Here is a 16,518-nt window from a genome sequence, read left to right on the forward strand (position 1 = left end):
CTAAATTCCTTTCACGTAGGTAGTAATACCAATCTGGTATAGCGACTGTTAACGCCGCTTTATACTTCTAATTACTTTTAATACTTCTAAGATTGTTAATTCTTAAACTGTGTTTTTGGACACTCAGAGAACAGGCAGGCCTATCGCTTTGACGCTGATAAAGCTCTGCGCAAACTGAGTGACTTGAATATGGGTTATCGAGGCATTCTCAATCGATAGCTTCGAGTACAAGCTCGGATTTTTCCAATCAATATCAAGGCAATGCGCCAATAGCATTCGAATTACGCCACCATGAGTAACCATCAATAGATTGTCACTTGAGTTATTCAAAAGTTGCGACCAAGCTTGAGTTACTCTGTCGTGGAAGCTCTGTAAACTTTCCGCTCCAGTCAGTTGATGATTTGCCGGGTCTTGCCAAAAGGTGTCTAGCATCGCCCACTTATCTTCAAGCTCATCAAACGCGATGCCGTCCACCTCACCAAAGTTCATTTCTTGAAATTCTGGTGCAATCGACAAAGGCACCGACATGCGCTCTGCATATAAATTTGCTAGGTCGCTGCAGCGCCTTAATGGCGAGGTAATAACACCATCAAGAGCCACACCGTGTTGCACCAAGGCTTCACATATTTGCTGTTGAAGCTCAGGGTTAACCAGCACGTCAGATACACCGTTTAGCGCAGCTTTTCCTTCAACCTTGCCGTGTCTTAGCAAATAGATATTTTTGGTTGTTCCATTGACCATGTATGAGACCTAGCCTTGAGCATCAAACGAATGATTTGAGGGTTTTAAATTCAACGGTAATCCTGCGGCGATCAACGTGACTCGTTCGACAACGCTTGCGAGCGCTTGGTTCATTCGCCCAGCATTGTCTACAAATAAGCGCGACACTTTACCCAGAGGAACAACACCTAAACCCACTTCGTTAGAGACCATGATAATTTGCGCTTGGCTTTGCTCGACGCTTTTGACCAATACTTCAACCACGGCTTCAACCTGTTCATTGGTTGCGTCGTCACCCAGTTCAAAGATGATGTTGTTCAACCACAATGTTAGGCAGTCAATCAGCACGACATCTTCTTTCTCAAAAAACTGCAATTTTTCGGCTAATTCGACGGGTACTTCATGCTCAATCCACTCTTCACCACGACGATCTTTGTGATGAGCGATTCGCTCGCGCATTTCATCGTCTAAATAGGTAGCTGTCGCTATGTAATGTAGACGCCCATTTGAACATGCTTCAATTGCACATAATGCTTGTTGTTCTGCAAAACTCGACTTACCTGAGCGCGCACCACCTAAAACAAGATGGCGATGACTCTGGTACGCTTGATTATTGGTTGTCATGTGTTGCCTCTAAAATCCTGAATGAGTTACATAAAGCCGTTATAAAACGCAGCGGTAAACACAACGTAAATCAGCAGTTCCATCAACTGTTGAGCCGCGCCCAAACAGTCACCAGTAAAGCCGCCAATTCGAGCCGTTAACCACTTTTTGAAGCCCACTCTAAACAGGTAAGCAATCACAGCTAAAACACACGTAAACGCTAGCCCAAACCACAAGCTTGGCAACAGGCCAACCAACATAAGGAAGACAAGCTCCCCCTTGGTTTGTTTGTTGGCTAAAGGCTTACTCTTGCTCGTATCCAAGTCGCTAACATAAGGCATGTCATAAATCAGGGAGGCCGCAATCGCTCGGCTAAAGGTGTAGCTCGTCACGATGACCATAAACAATTCAGCCATGCTGACGAGTTCATTGAGCAGAACCCACTTACCAAGCAAAGCCATGATCAGCGCAGCCGCACCGTATGTACCGATGCGGCTGTCTTTCATGATGGTCAAACGACGTTCCAATGTCATACCACCACCGATGCCATCCGCCATGTCGGTCAAACCGTCCTCATGGAAAGCGCCGGTGAGCATTAAGCTAAAACTCATCATCAAAAAGATGGCAATCGAGCTTGGTAACACAGTATCAAGCAACAGAAACAAACCGCCGCACAAGACACCCAGCAAAAAACCGACTGTTGAAAAGTAACGACCAGAACGGTTCATACGCTCTTCTGAATAAGGCGTATTCTTCGGCATCGGCAAGCGAGAAAAAAAGCCCATTGCCAACGAAAACAGTTGCCATTGATAAGCAGCGCGATCTTTCCAAGATCTGTCCGGAAAATCACTCATTAAACTGTGACTCCAGCGCTCTCGAAGCTCGCCATGCTGTTATAGAACTCCGCTGCCGCTCGGATGATTGGCATAGCTAAAGCTGCGCCCGTGCCCTCGCCCAACCTCAAGCCAAGGTCAAGCAACGGCTCCGCGTCTAGAAGTTCTAGTAGGATTTTGTGCCCTGACTCTTCAGAGCGATGCGCAAAGATCATGTAGTCACGGCAATTCGGTTCAATTAAGGTCGCGACATACGCAGCGACTGACACGATAAAACCATCGACCAATGCTGGAGTCCGGTTTTGATAAGCACCAAGGAAAGCACCGACCATTTGAACGATTTCATAACCGCCGACTTGGGTCAAAATCGATTTAGGGTCGAGTCCTTTGCAGCGAGCTACGCCCTGTTCAACCACCGCGACTTTTCTTGCTAACTGCTCGTTATTGATACCAGTGCCTAGGCCAACACACTCATCTGCAGTACGGTTTGCTAGTGCACTCAAAATCGCTGAAGCGCTGCTGGTATTACCGATGCCCATTTCGCCAAACATGATGATATTGGTGCCATTCGAAATGGTTCTAGATACAAGCTCTGCGCCCAATTCAATCCCACGTTCTACCGTCTCTAAACTCATTGCGGCTTCATTAGCAAAGTTATTGGTTCGTGTACCCAAACGCTGGGAGATCAGCATTGGGTTATCAGATTCGATTGGTAACAATATTCCTGTGTCGACCACCGTAATATCGATGTTATTCACCGCACAGAAACAGTTAATCGCTGCGCCACCACTTAAGAAGTTCAATACCATCTGCTGTGTGACGGTACTCGGGGCAATACTCACGCCTTCATCAGCAACACCATGATCACCTGCAAAAATGATGATGCGCGGTTTATTTAATTCAATATGTTCAACCGCAGCTTCTTTTCCTTGGCTTTGAATCAGAGCCAATTGATGAGCAACCTTTTCTAGTAAACCAAGCGCGCCTAGCGGCTTAGTTTTTTGGTCAATGCGATGTTGGATGTACTGCGAGTATTTTGTATCTAACATAAAATTAGTTGGCACTTAGATTGAGGAACGGGGTTTAACGATCTTATTCGCTTAAGCTAAATAGTTAACGCTTACTTAGGACGAGCGACAGAAAAGACATTGGACAGCGTGGCGTATTCGCCTCCGCCTAGTCGGGATAAAGGATCCAGTGCTAGTGCATCAATCTTCAAGCGTTCGCTCTCTTTATCGATCACCTCTTCAGCTATATACACCTGCTCAATTTGCGCAAAGATAAGGCTTTGCGGTACTTCACCGACTTCTTTAACTTCATACAAGGTGCAGCCAAAAGCCACAGCGCACTCCTTCACTCTAGGTAAAGAAAAACCTTCAAACTCAACCAACTCGATATTATTCGCGGTGACTTCAGAGTCACCATGATCGAGCGAGGCTGCTGTCGCTGTCATCACCTCGGCAGAACTGGCTGACGCGATGTGAATAACCAACTGACCCGTTTCAAGGGCATTACGAGTGGTGTCTTTGATTTCGCCCGATGGCTTCTTCCCGACCGATAACATCAGTAGCGGCGGGTTACTTGAAACAGGCGTGAAATAAGAGAAAGGCGCTAAATTGTATTCTTGGGCAGCAGATTCCGTTAATGCCCACGCGATAGGACGAGGCACGACGGTTTGCGTCATCAGGTGGTAAATCTGAGTAGGAGCGAGAGTATCAAGCTTGAGGTTCATAGCACATCCTTGGTCTATGTGAATTACGACCCAGTTTACGTGTTAAGCAAAGCTGTATCTATGCCTAAGTAACAGAAACCGCAGAGAGTGTTCTTAATTTAAGCAATTCAAAACCACTTTTTCTCAAATTGAGAATCAAAAAGACAATGTAGTTGAGCTCCTAGAACTACAAAAACGAAGAATCAATGACTTACGTTTTGGCACCCTTTATGCTTTATGTAATGTACTTGTTAATCTCTCCATTGATAAGTACCCATACAGTGAACACCCACGCTGTTAGCTACAAAATGCAACACCAAGCAACACAACCGGTTGAAAAAAGTAAAGCTCAGAAAAATGATTTAGGAGGTGCGATGATTCCAAACTCAAGCAAAAGAAAACCAAATAAATCAGGTAAGAAAGCAAGCAAAAAGGTAAGGAAAATCCCACTGTCCTTCACCTAAATTTTGCGAAGAAAGTAACAAGCCCGTCGCCCAACGGGCTTTGTTATTTTGGGGGGCACCAATACCGGATCCAGCTCCTTGCTATAGAAAATACATCACTAACAACCACCGCATTAACCCCTCATTTATCAAACTTTAATTCGCTTAAAATTCGCACACTGTTTATATTAAACAAGCACTTGTAAACGGATTAAGGATAGTTATGAGTATTTCTGGAGATAAGACATCAATCATAGTGGCTGGTGCTACCGGACTGATTGGTCATCATGTGATGAACCTGCTCATCAACGAGCCTGCGATACAGCACATTTACGCTTTGTCCCGAAGAGCACTCGATTCACAGTTCCACTCAGAAAAACTCCACACGCTGATTCATAGTGATCTGCAAGTCACCAGTTGGGACGATAACAAAACCACACCCAACCTTGGGATCATCTGCTTAGGAACCACCAAGAAAAAGGCAGGTTCGAAAGAAGCATTGCGTAAAGTCGACGTAGAGTTGGTCAGCCACGTAGCTCAGTCGATGAAGTTTCTTGGAGTTCAACGCCTTGCGGTTGTGTCCAGTTATGGCGCGTCCACTGATTCCTATTCGCACTACCTCAAGTGTAAAGGGCAAATGGAGCAGAACTTAAAGCGTATCGGCTTCAAGCAACTGTTCATTGCACGCCCTGGGCCATTGGTTGGCGAGCGAGAAGAACCAAGAGCCGATGAAAAGCTGCTACAAAGCGTGTTTCCTCTTCTGACACCATTTATGTTTGGCAAGTTCAAAAACCTACGCCCTATCCAATCAAAAGATGTCGCTCAGGCCATGTTGTTCCGATTGTTCGAAAATAATTTCCAAAATATCGAAATTTACTCATCCAATGACATGCTCAATTTATTGGCAAAATATCGCTAAAAAGCTCATCTATTCACCATAATGTTGTATATCCACTCATATCATTCAGTGGATATTACCTATCGTTCTATTTAATTACTTTTCCTTATTTTACGTTTTGTTACAGGTCGCTACTGTAGCTAACAGTATTTGCGCCCATATATCTAAGCGCCCTATCGATTCAAAGAAATTCATAAGGAAAACAAATGTCACTTTCAGCTATCGCTGCCTTAGCGGTATTCACTGGTATCCTCTTCTTTCTCTACGGACAGCAGAAAAAAGAAAACACGTTATCGCGCTTAGTTCTATTAGGTTTAGTTTTTGGTAGTGCTTTCGGTCTTGGTCTTCAGCTGCTATTTGGTGAAGGCAACCCTGTTATTAACGAAACGCTAGACTGGGTAAACATTGTTGGTCGTGGTTACGTTGGCTTACTGAAAATGGTCATCATGCCATTAGTACTAGTTTCGATGATTGCGGCGGTAGTTAAGCTTGAGAAAGGCGGTTCACTGGGCAAAATCTCTGGCATCACGATCTCTGTATTGTTAGCCACCACAGCGATTTCTGCGATTGTTGGTATTGTAGTAACTCAGGCATTTGGCCTATCTGCTGAAGGTTTGACAGAAGGTGCGCGTGAAACAGCACGTATCGCAACGCTAGAAAGCCGCATTGGCAGCGTTTCAGACCTAACAATTCCACAAATGCTGGTTAGCTTCATTCCAACCAACCCATTTGCAGACCTAACAGGCGCTCGCTCAACATCTATCATCGCAGTTGTTATCTTTGGTGTGCTAACGGGTATTGCTGCTCGTAAAGTAATGGCAGAGAAAGAAGAGCTAGAGTCACCAATTCGTACGTTCGTTGAAGCGGCTCAATCTATCGTGATGCGCTTAGTTAAGATGATCATGGCATTAACGCCATACGGCATCGCAGCGTTAATGGCGAAAGTAGTAGCAACATCAAGTGCTTCTGACATCTTAAGCCTACTAGGTTTCATCGTAGCGTCTTACGTTGCTATTCTATTGATGTTTGTGGTTCACGGTGTGTTGGTTTCTTTTGTTGGCGTAAACCCGAAAGAATACTTCCAAAAAATCTGGCCTGTTCTAACGTTCGCTTTTACTTCGCGTAGCTCTGCTGCAACGATTCCACTGAATGTCGAAGCTCAGATCACGAAGCTAAACGTGCCACCAGCAATTGCTAACCTTTCGGCCTCTTTCGGCGCAACAATTGGTCAAAACGGTTGTGCGGGTATCTACCCTGCAATGCTTGCAGTTATGGTTGCACCTACGGTTGGTATTGACCCAATGGACATCAACTTCATTCTGTCTCTGATTGCAATCATCACGGTGAGCTCTTTCGGTATCGCTGGTGTGGGTGGCGGTGCAACGTTCGCAGCACTTATCGTACTTCCAGCTATGGGCCTTCCTGTAACGATTGCAGCACTGCTTATCTCTATCGAGCCACTTATCGATATGGCTCGTACAGCGCTTAACGTATCTGGTGCGATGACGGCCGGTACTATTACAAGTCGCCTATTAGGTAAGAAAGACAAGCAACAAGATCTGGAACAGGCGAACGCTTAATTCTGAATCAAACAGCTCGAACAACAAAAAACCGATGCCCATGCATCGGTTTTTTATTATCTGTCTTATGTCAGAACTGCGTTGTAAACGTTAGAACTTAAAGCACTAATCGAATCACATTCTCAGCTAATGCTTCATCGTCATCTTCACTTAATCCGCTAATACCAATAGCACCAATCACCTGCCCTTGATGTTCAATTGGAACACCACCTTTGAAGCCAGTGATTTTTGAGTCCGTCCAATAGCTGAAATCTTTGCCAGTTTCTCTCGCCCAAGCGCCTAAATTACCACTCGGTTGTCTATCTCTAGCTGAGGTATAAGCTTTGTTTTGAGCCAACAAGCCTGCTTGCACGCTAACATTGTCCATTCGGGAGAACGCCAGCAGTTCACCATGTGTATCACATACACTCACAGCGATGGATTGGTTGTTGTGCCCTGCAATGTCGAGAGCACTGTACACAAGTTGCTGTACTATTTTTTGATTCAACATGTTCTTCCCCTATGGCAATGCTTGACCACGTGAGTACACGTATAAGTTGTACCACTCTTCACGAGTGAGATTAATCTGAGTCGCAACCGCAGACGCCTTGATTCGCTCTAGATTGGTGGTGCCGATGACAGGCTGAATACTAGCAGGGTGACGAAGTAGAAACGCCAACACAATCGCTTCGCTTTCTACGCCATATTGATTGGCTAACTGGGCGACATAGTGCGCGGTCTTCTTCACATTCTCATGTTCTGAATATAAACCTTGTTCAGCAAATCGACCTTGTGCCAAACAGCCCCAAGCTTGCAGTTGGATATTATTCATCTGGCAATGTTCAATAGTACCTGCAGCGAAGTCTGATTGATGGTGCCCTTGCGAGTTAATCATCACCCCATCATTCAACCAATCCAATTTGGCTAAGCTCATCTCAACTTGATTCGCGACGATAGGTTGCCCGAGCGCAGATTGCAGGTACTGGATTTGGTGACTGTTCATGTTAGACACACCAAAGGAATCTACCTTGCCCTGTACTTTCAGATTCTCCAGCGTTCTTGCCAGTTCATCCAAATCCATCAACGGATCAGGGCGATGCAAAAGCAGCACATCTAGCTTTTCAGTATTCAATCGCTTCAAAATACCTTCTACCGATTGGCTTACCCAATCAGCCGAAAAATCATAGCGACCAACGTTGCCTTCACCTTCAAATCGAATACCACACTTGGATTGAATGAACATCTGATCACGCAGTTCAGGGGCTTGTTGTAACGCTTGACCAAAGGCTTGCTCTGCTTTACTGAAAGTATAAATGTCAGCATGGTCAAACAGGTTAATTCCCGACTCTAATGCTGTGTCAATTACGCTACGTGTTTGAGCTACATCAGCAGTCGTTACCGGGTTGTCGTTCCAGCCACCTCCAAGCCCCATGCATCCGTAAGCGATTTGTCCAACACCGTCTAGATGTTTTGATAGTGGGATGTTCTTTTGATTATCATTTTTGTTCGTTGAATCAATGCTGTTCGTCATACTTGATCTCGCTTAGAAGGTTTGATGCCAATAAATATGCCTCTATCATATTGTTCTTTTTAAAAAACAGAATATGCTAGTAACGAAATGATTGTTTGGTATAGCGAACAATAAAGATGGGTAGCTTTGAAGGAATACGCGAATGAACGAGCACAAAAGAATAGAACGTCTGATCCTATTTGTAGAACTTGCTCAGCAACTTAACTTTACCAAGGCAGCGGAAAAGCTTGGTATATCCAAGAGCTACCTTTCAGAGCAAATCAAACGACTAGAAAGCGACTTACAGTGTCCATTGCTTGTAAGAACCACGCGCAGTGTACGACTAACCCAAGAAGGCGAACGCGCACTGCAACAAGGTTTAACGATACGCTCTCAAGTGTTGCAGCTCGAGCGCAGCGTTTCCGAGCAACACGACATCGTAAAAGGCACGTTACGCCTTACGGCACCAAAGATGTTTACAGAGGTGTTCCTGTTCGATATCTGCCAGCAGTTTAGACAGCAATACCCCGAGATTCGCTTTGAGATTAACAGCAGTTACACCAACTTTAATCTCAACCACGATGATATCGATATCGCCTTTCGTGCCACCAATACTCCGCCAGATAACATGATCGCGAAACAATTGATTACCTATCAACACGATTTGGTTGCAACCCCCAGCTATCTTAACCAATTTGGTCGCCCCACCAGCGTGAGCGATTTAAGCAATCACCAATGCTTAGCAACGCTTCATCAAACTGAGTGGCCTTTAAAATCGGCAAATATCGATGTGTCAGGTTGGCTCTCAAGCAATGACAATCACTTACTCAAGCAACAAGCCATGATGGGAAACGGGATTATTCGTATCGCGAGTTATTACGTTGACAAAGAAGTTGAACGTGGCGATTTAGAGCGAGTATTACCCGACGAGTGCTTACAACAAGGGAACAGTATTTACCTGTTCTATCCGCAAGTCATCTACCCTGCTAAAAAGCACCAAGTGTTTATTAAGTTTGTTCAGAATTACTTTGAAAGTTTGAGTCGATAAATGATGGGCTAGTGATTTAAGGCAAGCGAAAGTAACTCATTTAAATAACACGAAACAGAGTTTAAATAACACGAAATAGGGTTTAAATGATCCCTTCGTTTATATACCTATATTTTGCTCGGGGTTATTGAACAATAATAAAGCACTTTTACTCGTCCTCCTATTAGATATCTTATTTAATTACAGGAAATCGTGCATTTGTTCAATAATACAATGAGTTAGCTATGAAGTATCACCGTGATTGATATATAATTCAACACCTCAATATGCTGCATTAAATTGACACCAGTTCGATAACGGGATCACCATGAGCTTTATTATACTTTTACTTCTTCTACTATTGGTTTTCATAACTCGCTTACTTCAATGGCGAGCAGCTTCCACTTTTTTATCTCTTGTTCTTATATCGTCATTTGTGCTGATTGGTACGGGTTTAATTCCTCGTTATTTACTAGACGACCTGCAAGCGAATTACGAAAGCAAGCCTGAGATCCAATGGTCGGATAATAATGCGATTGTTCTTCTTGGTGCAGGCACGCAGCTAATTAAAAGCACACAAGAGTTCGAGCCCACCTTTTTCTCTTATGGCCGAATCAGTGAAACGGCAAGCCAATATAAAGAGTGTGCTAAAACGCAAACTACATGCAAAGTAATCATCAGTGGTGGTGATGCTCAGAATAACGGTGTCACAGAGGCTGAAATTTACGAGCAACAACTGCTTAGACTGGGTGTTCCAATCGCCGACCTTATCCAGGAGCCGAACAGCGTGAACACTTGGAAAAATGCGCAGCTGACCAGCGATCTGATGAAACATCACCAATTCGACAACATTGTGCTGGTTTCATCTGGCCTGCACATTCGCCGTAGTGAACTCTACTTCAACCACTTTGGATTGAACGTGATTCCAGTGAGAGCTGATTACATGGCAGCTCAAACTTCATGGCTGCCATTATGGTATAACTTTGCGGTAACAGACTTTGCTCTGCATGAACAAATCGGGTTTGCGCGATACAACATCTACAACTTTATGGGTTGGAACAGCAAACGCGAAAAACCAGGCGAAGCGTAATAAGACACTCGCCGATTACCGAAGGCTGCTCTAAGTAAGGTAGTCAAATCACTATAAATGAAAATGCAGCGACAACCCTTGGGTTATCGCTGCATTTTTGTATCTGTTTTGTCTATGTTCTTTACCATCTATGCAAGACAATCAGTATCAACCTGTTTGTTGAACTCGCCACCTTTGATCGTTTCATCGAAAGCCTTACACACACCTCAAAAGGTATCCCGTACCTGAGTACGCACCGCTCAATAAAAAAGACAGAGAATAAAGAGAAAATCTTTATCAAATGACACTTTAATCACTAAAAGCAACTGAAATTAAAGAGAATTTCTTTTCAATTCAATTCAGTATTTTTGCGATCGTTTTATATGACAGAGTACACGCCGCTAGGAGCCCTCGGCTTCAAATAACACATATAAATAATATCTAATAAAAAAGCCAAACAATGGCAATTAGGAACTCATTAATGTTCAACGTCAGTAAAACTGCGCTCTTTATCGCTGCCACATCATTAACGTCTTATTCTGTTAATGCCAAAATCTATTCAGACCAAGTCGTGTTGGATAACCTCGGTGAGGATGTTTGTCGCTCCGACTATCGCCCACTGACTCATACTGAAGCGCAGGAACACAAAGCTGCGCTTGTTTCTCGCATGAACGTTTGGGATATCTTTGGTCTTAAAGATGATTGGGTGATCATGGGCTCTGGTTACCACGGGCTTATTAAGCATGGAGAGTTAAGTGACAAAACCTGGTGTTACCCCAATAAACCAGAAGCGGGGTTACCATACTACCCAGCGCAAGCAATCAAAGAAAGCAGTAACCTTGGGGTTCAGAGAAGCTTGGTCAATGACAATGCATACTTCATCAGGCCATTAGCATATCTCGCACACAACCTTGGTTATGCATGGGTAGGTGGCGATGACGGACTCTATGTTGGTCAAGACATGGCGATAAATCAGCTTAACGATGGCTGGGAGATCAAGGGAAATAGTAATGGCAGTTGTACAGGTGACCGTTGTAATGAGAAAACGACAATCACCGTCGATAACTTCGCTTACACGCTCGATACGAAAGGCTTCTCATACGGTACCGTTGAAGAAACAGACCAAGAGCTAATTAGCCCCCTCTCAGCTTACGCCATCAATAAGACCGAGCAGCCTAAACAGATCATCGTCGATCTTCATTTCTTACAATCAACGCAGTGGAATAAAACCAATCGTTTTGACCTTGCAGATGTTGTCTTGATGAACGAAGACTTTAACTGGCCTCAAGCTGGAAAAACCGATGTTCGAGTGGTGTTAGAAAAAGGCCAGCATTTCGCTGATACCAATAGTGGGCAGCGCTCTAAGGCGAGTGACCTTCAAGCCATCTTAACGGTACCTGCTCGATCAGTATTACCATTTAGAGTTGAGTTCTTACGCTCTACCATCACTTACCCATACCGTATCAAAACCAACATGAGTTACGACGTGAACTTCACAGGTTTCCTTCGTTATAGCGGCAATGCGCTAAGCTCACACCCAACAAACCGCCCGACGGTCTCTCACACCTTTACCATGGGAACCACCAGCGAAGATCAAGCCAATATCCGCTACCAATGGGACCACCGCTATATTCCTGGAGAGATGAAATGGTGGGATTGGAGCTGGGCAATCAACACCAATGGCTTGAGTAGCATGCAATATGCCGCTGGCGCGAGTGTTCGCCCTTTCTACTCTTATGTTTCTGGTCAGTTTAATGCGGAGTCACAATATTCTGGAATGATCGATATCGGTACCGAGCACTCTATTGATTCATTTAATGCCATGACACATTTAGGCGATTACACAACCTACTACGCAGGTGACATCGAAGTTCTGACTGACTTCGACCCTGCGGCTCTAGCGCAACTGGGTTATAACAGCGCTCAGCTAACGCTTACCCCAATGCAGCAATAACCCATAGAAAGTTTCAGCTGTTATTCCAAGCCCATTGCGTCTGCTCTGGGCTTGATTCGTCTTACATTCTCTCAGTCATACATCTTTATTAGCCGCTAAGCATTCACTTTCTGAATCGTTTTTCATTGACTTAAAAATGAAATCATAACGACACACTAATTTGCGTAACTTAGGGTGCAAATAGGCACTCAGATTACAGAGCCTATCAGGAGGATGTATGAAACCAAATCGATCTACGGTACTCACTGGACATGTAAAACACTGCCCATGCTGCTCTACCGAACTGGTCATCAAAGACCACATTCACGTTTGCCCGCGCAATGAAATTGGCGACTGTTACTTCGATGGCTATGACCAACACGAACAGCGCGCCGATACCGATTTTATCGATCATGCAAGTGCCAATGATAGCTTTGTTTACGGCATGTCAGAACATTAGCTAGCGAACGAACGTCAATCAGTCTCAATTCCTGTTCAAATGCAAACAAGCCCTGATGCTCTTTCTAATTAAAAGCGCATCAGGGCTTTTCATTTATTACGCCCTTTTTATTCTTCAATAATCCCTCTTCCTCCTATCAGAATACCCACCCACTCTTGGCGCAAAGTGACCTATCTGTATTTTCATTGGTTGCTATTATTCACAGCACGAATTACGGAGAGAAAATCAATAGGATTTGACAAAGCTTCGTTACTTACTATTCGTTTAGATTGATAGCGAATAGCTGAGACATTGCGAACGACCCTACGACAACGCTGGAGAATCCATCAGATGCTATTTCGATTTAGTTCACTCTTTACGACTCTGTTACCAGGTTTACTGCTTAGCTTTAGTGCTATGTCGTCAACTATGGTGATGTGGGAAGACCTGATTCCGCCGCCAACAAAAGAAGTCGCACTACCCGCGTTGAATCAAGACCAAGTATCTAACCTATTTGCCGTTTTGAACTATCAGAAAACGAGCCTCAAGCGCGAGATGAACTCTGAAGAGACAGAGCAATACGAAGCAAGCAAGCTCGCATTAAGTGAATCTGGTTATGATGCTGATGAACTACTGGCACTGAGAGAAGAAGCATTGGCGGTAGAGCACATTCGCTTAACTACGGTCAACACCGACCTCGAACTGAACGATGTAACTATTCCGGGCTTTGTTGTCCCGCTTGAAATGGACGGCATGTTAACGACGAAGTTTCTTTTGGTACCCATCGCAGGCGCGTGTATCCATACCCCGCCACCACCGGCAAATCAGACCATTATTGTCGATATTGATGAAGGGTTCCCACTTCAGGACCTTTACAGAGTCGTTATGGTATCGGGAGATATCGCAACCTTTGAACAAGATCTACCTATCTCATTCATTGATGGCACTGAAGTGATCAGCACGGGTTACTCAATGGCGGCGCATAAAGTCAATTACCCTTAGTAATTCGCCAACTTGCAATAACGTATTCATTTTCAATAACGTATTTATTTTCAATAGGAAAGCAGTCATGAAATCATCCATTCGCTCTGTTGCGTTACCCATCGTTTTAATTGCGTCAGCAGCTAATGTTTACGCAGAAAGCTACGACGTTGTCATTCAAGGTGGTCATGTTATCGACCCAGAGACAGGTTTGAGTGATGTACGAAATATTGGTATCAACAAAGGTACCATTGAAGCGATCACTAAAGATTCAATCACGGGTAAAACCATCATTGATGCGAACGATCACATTGTTTCTCCAGGTTTCATCGACCTCCATCACCATGGTCAAAACATTGCTGGCTATCGTATGCAGGCGCAACAAGGTGTGACCACTGCCCTTGAATTAGAATCGGGTATTTTGCCTATCGGCGACTGGTACAAAGGACAGGCAGAAAAGAACCTGCCGATTAACTATGGCGCATCAGCAGCGTGGACATTTGCTCGTATCGCAACGTTCACCGACAGTGAGCCACAAGCTAATTTGCAGTACTTTCAAAGCATGCAAGGGCTCGATAACTGGAAGCAGAAAATCGCGACACCAGAGCAGCTAGAAAAGATCATGGCATACGTTGAACAAGGCTTAGACGAAGGTGCAATCGGGATTGGTATCAATGCGGGTTATGCGCCGGGCTATGGTCAAAAAGAGTATTATGCCCTTTCTAAACTTGCAGCAGAGCGCGACGTTGCGACTTACACGCACGTTCGTTACGCCAGCATGATGGAACCAGGAAGCAGCTTTGAAGCTATTCAAGAGCTGATTGCGAACTCAGCACTGACTGGCGCAAAGATGCACATCAACCACATCAACAGTACCTCACTGCGTGATATTGACGCGACATTAGAACTGTTCGATGAAGCAACCGAGAACGGTTTTCATGTTACAGCCGGCGCTTACCCATGGGGAGCAGCAAGTACGGTGGTTGGCGCGGCGATGTTTAGCGGGCCAGAATGGAAAGAACGTTTAGGCTATCAAGAAGAAAGTATCCAAATGGGTACCGAACGCCTAAATAACGAAGAGCTTCTCAAAGCACAGAAAGAACAACCGGGCTCAATCATTAACTGGCACTTCTTAGATGAAGCGGTACCAAGTGAGTTGTCTGCACTGGATAAGTCAATCATACATCCCAATGTGTTGATTGAATCAGACTCTATGCCTTGGATGTTGATCGAAGATGGCAAGGTAAGCTATTACGATGGTGATGAGTGGCCAATTCCAAGCGAGGCATTTGCGCACCCTAGATCGAGCGGTACGTTCACTAAAATCTTAGGTACGTACGTAAGAGAGCGTGGTTTGCTTTCTATGGAAGAAGCGATTCGCAAAATGAGTTACATGCCTGCTACTGTGCTTGATGGCTTCGTTCCTCAAATGGAGAAAAAAGGCCGTATCCAAGTGGGTATGGACGCAGACATCGTTATCTTTGACCCAAAAACAGTAGCGAACAAAGCGACATACCAAGTACCGGCTGCGATTTCTACAGGCATTGATACCGTGTTAGTTAACGGTCAGTTTGTGGTTCAAGATGGTGAACTTGTAACAAGTGCAGCCCCAGGACAAGCTATACGTCGCGACACTAAGAAGTAAGGTCAATCGAACGTTAGAGATTAGATAACAACTCAAAGTTAGATTAAGTAAAAAGTAGATTAAATCAGACTAAAGCCAGCCCCGCCCAAACTACATCTAGACCGGGCTGGCTTTTTGTTTATCCGTTAAAACATATCTTAATTAGCTGGTTTGCTTTTGATATTGCGCCGGCGTTTTGCCCACCCACCCTTTAAATGCTCGGTTAAAGTTGGATAAGTCGGTATAGCCACATCGCCATGCTGTCTCGAAAGGTGATGTGTTGGCTTTAAGCAACCGCTTGGCCACCTGACAACGAGCCTCATCTCGCAACCCCCTAAATGTACAACCATGATCAGTGAACTGCCTTTGTAGAGAACGTGACGAAGTTCCAATCAATGAAGCAAGCCATTGAATGTTAAACCACGGTAGCACCGCGTAGGTTTGTACCAGTGCATTAATTACCGTCAACCAATCACTGTCTATTAGTTTATCTACTGGGACAAAATCCGCTGACAACGGCACTTCAATGGCACCAAACGCATGATCGAAACGGAACGCTTCTAGATTCTCAGCATCGGTAACATCTCTCGCCAAGTGCTCAGGAAAACTCATAAACACCGAGTTAGGCTCCCAATGATTACCCAAGAACATGCGACACAGCGAAATATAAGCAAAGGTTCGAAACCATTCTGCTTGGTCATAGCCGGGTAACGAAGGATGGTATGAGCCTCGGTGACACAAGTACCACTTGCCATCAATTTTATCGACCCAAACCACCATGTAGTTGTTTAACGTCGGCATCATTTCAAGGAGATGATGAAGTGCATGTTCTAAGTTTTCACATCCCGAGAACTCAGAAACTAACTCAGGCGAGATTTGGTCAAGCGTGATTAACCGCCCCACGTCAAACCCAACATTCTTATTGGTTTGTTTGACCATTGCACCGAGAAAGGCCATCGCTTGATGAGAAGACAACCAATACTCTTGGTCTTCAATATCTTCAGGGAAGTCGTATTCAGCCGCAATTTTTCGCCACTCAATCCCCTTTTGTTCAAAGTAAGCTAAAAAGGGAGCAAGGTTGTTTGAATTACTGATATTAATAGGATTCTGCATTAAGCGATTAAAACCTTAGAGACTATCTATTAACGACTATAGCGTTAATTGTTTT

Annotated in this window: 17 protein-coding genes; 9 read left to right on the forward strand and 8 right to left on the reverse strand. The window is 44.5% G+C overall.

The annotated features are described in order from the left end of the window. Positions 1-123: 123 nt before the first annotated feature. The 5 genes from cobC to OH460_RS22900 form a co-directional block, all read right to left on the reverse strand. Positions 124-741, reverse strand: coding sequence for an alpha-ribazole phosphatase family protein (gene cobC, locus OH460_RS22880; RefSeq protein ID WP_269999635.1), 618 nt, complete (start codon positions 739-741; stop codon positions 124-126). A 9-nt stretch (positions 742-750) separates the two neighbouring features. Next, the gene (cobU, locus tag OH460_RS22885; RefSeq protein ID WP_269999636.1) at positions 751-1,344 is read right to left on the reverse strand and encodes a bifunctional adenosylcobinamide kinase/adenosylcobinamide-phosphate guanylyltransferase; all 594 of its coding nucleotides are present in this window, start codon (positions 1,342-1,344) and stop codon (positions 751-753) included. 26 nt (positions 1,345-1,370) lie between these two features. Then, the gene (locus OH460_RS22890) at positions 1,371-2,177 is read right to left on the reverse strand and encodes an adenosylcobinamide-GDP ribazoletransferase (RefSeq protein ID WP_269999637.1); all 807 of its coding nucleotides are present in this window, start codon (positions 2,175-2,177) and stop codon (positions 1,371-1,373) included. Further along, a complete protein-coding gene (cobT, locus tag OH460_RS22895; RefSeq protein ID WP_269999638.1) occupies positions 2,177-3,205 on the reverse strand; it encodes a nicotinate-nucleotide--dimethylbenzimidazole phosphoribosyltransferase in 1,029 nt (342 codons plus the stop codon). Before cobT ends, OH460_RS22890 begins: the two co-directional genes overlap by 1 nt. A gap of 71 nt (positions 3,206-3,276) precedes the next feature. Next, positions 3,277-3,888, reverse strand: coding sequence for a flavin reductase family protein (locus tag OH460_RS22900; RefSeq protein WP_269999639.1), 612 nt, complete (start codon positions 3,886-3,888; stop codon positions 3,277-3,279). Positions 3,889-4,073: 185 nt separating this feature from the next. Here OH460_RS22900 and OH460_RS22905 point away from each other — a divergent pair, with 185 nt between their 5' ends. From OH460_RS22905 to OH460_RS22915, 3 genes are all read left to right on the forward strand, one after another. After that, on the forward strand, positions 4,074-4,331 hold the full coding sequence (locus OH460_RS22905) for a hypothetical protein (protein ID WP_269999641.1): 258 nt from the start codon (positions 4,074-4,076) through the stop codon (positions 4,329-4,331). 202 nt (positions 4,332-4,533) lie between these two features. After that, positions 4,534-5,229: an NAD-dependent epimerase/dehydratase family protein gene (locus tag OH460_RS22910; RefSeq protein ID WP_269999643.1), complete on the forward strand. Its 696-nt coding sequence runs from the start codon at positions 4,534-4,536 to the stop codon at positions 5,227-5,229. Between the two features lie 185 nt (positions 5,230-5,414). Next, a complete protein-coding gene (locus OH460_RS22915) occupies positions 5,415-6,788 on the forward strand; it encodes an L-cystine transporter (protein ID WP_116870446.1) in 1,374 nt (457 codons plus the stop codon). 97 nt (positions 6,789-6,885) lie between these two features. Here OH460_RS22915 and OH460_RS22920 read toward each other — a convergent pair whose 3' ends face one another. Together OH460_RS22920 and OH460_RS22925 are read right to left on the reverse strand one after the other, a co-directional pair. Beyond that, positions 6,886-7,278, reverse strand: coding sequence for a GlcG/HbpS family heme-binding protein (locus tag OH460_RS22920; RefSeq protein ID WP_269999644.1), 393 nt, complete (start codon positions 7,276-7,278; stop codon positions 6,886-6,888). A gap of 9 nt (positions 7,279-7,287) precedes the next feature. Beyond that, a complete protein-coding gene (locus OH460_RS22925; protein ID WP_269999645.1) occupies positions 7,288-8,298 on the reverse strand; it encodes an aldo/keto reductase in 1,011 nt (336 codons plus the stop codon). Between the two features lie 142 nt (positions 8,299-8,440). Here OH460_RS22925 and OH460_RS22930 point away from each other — a divergent pair, with 142 nt between their 5' ends. From OH460_RS22930 to OH460_RS22955, 6 genes are all read left to right on the forward strand, one after another. Then, positions 8,441-9,325 (forward strand): LysR family transcriptional regulator, encoded by an 885-nt coding sequence (locus OH460_RS22930; protein WP_269999646.1) that lies wholly within the window; start codon positions 8,441-8,443, stop codon positions 9,323-9,325. 307 nt (positions 9,326-9,632) lie between these two features. Beyond that, complete coding sequence (locus OH460_RS22935) at positions 9,633-10,394, forward strand: YdcF family protein (protein WP_269999647.1); 762 nt, start codon at positions 9,633-9,635, stop codon at positions 10,392-10,394. A 460-nt stretch (positions 10,395-10,854) separates the two neighbouring features. After that, the gene (locus tag OH460_RS22940; RefSeq protein WP_269999649.1) at positions 10,855-12,327 is read left to right on the forward strand and encodes an aerolysin family beta-barrel pore-forming toxin; all 1,473 of its coding nucleotides are present in this window, start codon (positions 10,855-10,857) and stop codon (positions 12,325-12,327) included. Between the two features lie 217 nt (positions 12,328-12,544). Continuing rightward, positions 12,545-12,766, forward strand: a complete 222-nt coding sequence (locus tag OH460_RS22945; RefSeq protein ID WP_269999651.1) for a hypothetical protein — start codon at positions 12,545-12,547, stop codon at positions 12,764-12,766. A 330-nt stretch (positions 12,767-13,096) separates the two neighbouring features. After that, positions 13,097-13,747, forward strand: coding sequence for a DUF3299 domain-containing protein (locus OH460_RS22950; protein ID WP_050634483.1), 651 nt, complete (start codon positions 13,097-13,099; stop codon positions 13,745-13,747). Positions 13,748-13,814: 67 nt separating this feature from the next. Next, positions 13,815-15,371: an amidohydrolase family protein gene (locus tag OH460_RS22955; protein ID WP_248383601.1), complete on the forward strand. Its 1,557-nt coding sequence runs from the start codon at positions 13,815-13,817 to the stop codon at positions 15,369-15,371. A gap of 141 nt (positions 15,372-15,512) precedes the next feature. Here the strand turns inward: OH460_RS22955 and OH460_RS22960 are convergent, their stop codons facing one another. Continuing rightward, complete coding sequence (locus OH460_RS22960; protein ID WP_269999653.1) at positions 15,513-16,463, reverse strand: helix-turn-helix domain-containing protein; 951 nt, start codon at positions 16,461-16,463, stop codon at positions 15,513-15,515. Between the last annotated feature and the right edge of the window lie 55 nt (positions 16,464-16,518).

Source organism: Vibrio sp. Makdt, from assembly GCF_027587015.1.
GTDB classification, from domain to species: Bacteria; Pseudomonadota; Gammaproteobacteria; order Enterobacterales; family Vibrionaceae; genus Vibrio; species Vibrio chagasii_B.

Bases quoted from the DNA above. Each gene is read 5' to 3' on its own strand.
- cobC (WP_269999635.1), bottom strand. From the start codon at position 741: ATGGTCAATGGAACAACCAAAAATATCTATTTGCTAAGACACGGCAAG.
- cobU (WP_269999636.1), bottom strand. From the start codon at position 1,344: ATGACAACCAATAATCAAGCGTACCAGAGTCATCGCCATCTTGTTTTA.
- OH460_RS22890 (WP_269999637.1), bottom strand. From the start codon at position 2,177: ATGAGTGATTTTCCGGACAGATCTTGGAAAGATCGCGCTGCTTATCAA.
- cobT (WP_269999638.1), bottom strand. From the start codon at position 3,205: ATGTTAGATACAAAATACTCGCAGTACATCCAACATCGCATTGACCAA.
- OH460_RS22900 (WP_269999639.1), bottom strand. From the start codon at position 3,888: ATGAACCTCAAGCTTGATACTCTCGCTCCTACTCAGATTTACCACCTG.
- OH460_RS22905 (WP_269999641.1), top strand. From the start codon at position 4,074: ATGACTTACGTTTTGGCACCCTTTATGCTTTATGTAATGTACTTGTTA.
- OH460_RS22910 (WP_269999643.1), top strand. From the start codon at position 4,534: ATGAGTATTTCTGGAGATAAGACATCAATCATAGTGGCTGGTGCTACC.
- OH460_RS22915 (WP_116870446.1), top strand. From the start codon at position 5,415: ATGTCACTTTCAGCTATCGCTGCCTTAGCGGTATTCACTGGTATCCTC.
- OH460_RS22920 (WP_269999644.1), bottom strand. From the start codon at position 7,278: ATGTTGAATCAAAAAATAGTACAGCAACTTGTGTACAGTGCTCTCGAC.
- OH460_RS22925 (WP_269999645.1), bottom strand. From the start codon at position 8,298: ATGACGAACAGCATTGATTCAACGAACAAAAATGATAATCAAAAGAAC.
- OH460_RS22930 (WP_269999646.1), top strand. From the start codon at position 8,441: ATGAACGAGCACAAAAGAATAGAACGTCTGATCCTATTTGTAGAACTT.
- OH460_RS22935 (WP_269999647.1), top strand. From the start codon at position 9,633: ATGAGCTTTATTATACTTTTACTTCTTCTACTATTGGTTTTCATAACT.
- OH460_RS22940 (WP_269999649.1), top strand. From the start codon at position 10,855: ATGTTCAACGTCAGTAAAACTGCGCTCTTTATCGCTGCCACATCATTA.
- OH460_RS22945 (WP_269999651.1), top strand. From the start codon at position 12,545: ATGAAACCAAATCGATCTACGGTACTCACTGGACATGTAAAACACTGC.
- OH460_RS22950 (WP_050634483.1), top strand. From the start codon at position 13,097: ATGCTATTTCGATTTAGTTCACTCTTTACGACTCTGTTACCAGGTTTA.
- OH460_RS22955 (WP_248383601.1), top strand. From the start codon at position 13,815: ATGAAATCATCCATTCGCTCTGTTGCGTTACCCATCGTTTTAATTGCG.
- OH460_RS22960 (WP_269999653.1), bottom strand. From the start codon at position 16,463: ATGCAGAATCCTATTAATATCAGTAATTCAAACAACCTTGCTCCCTTT.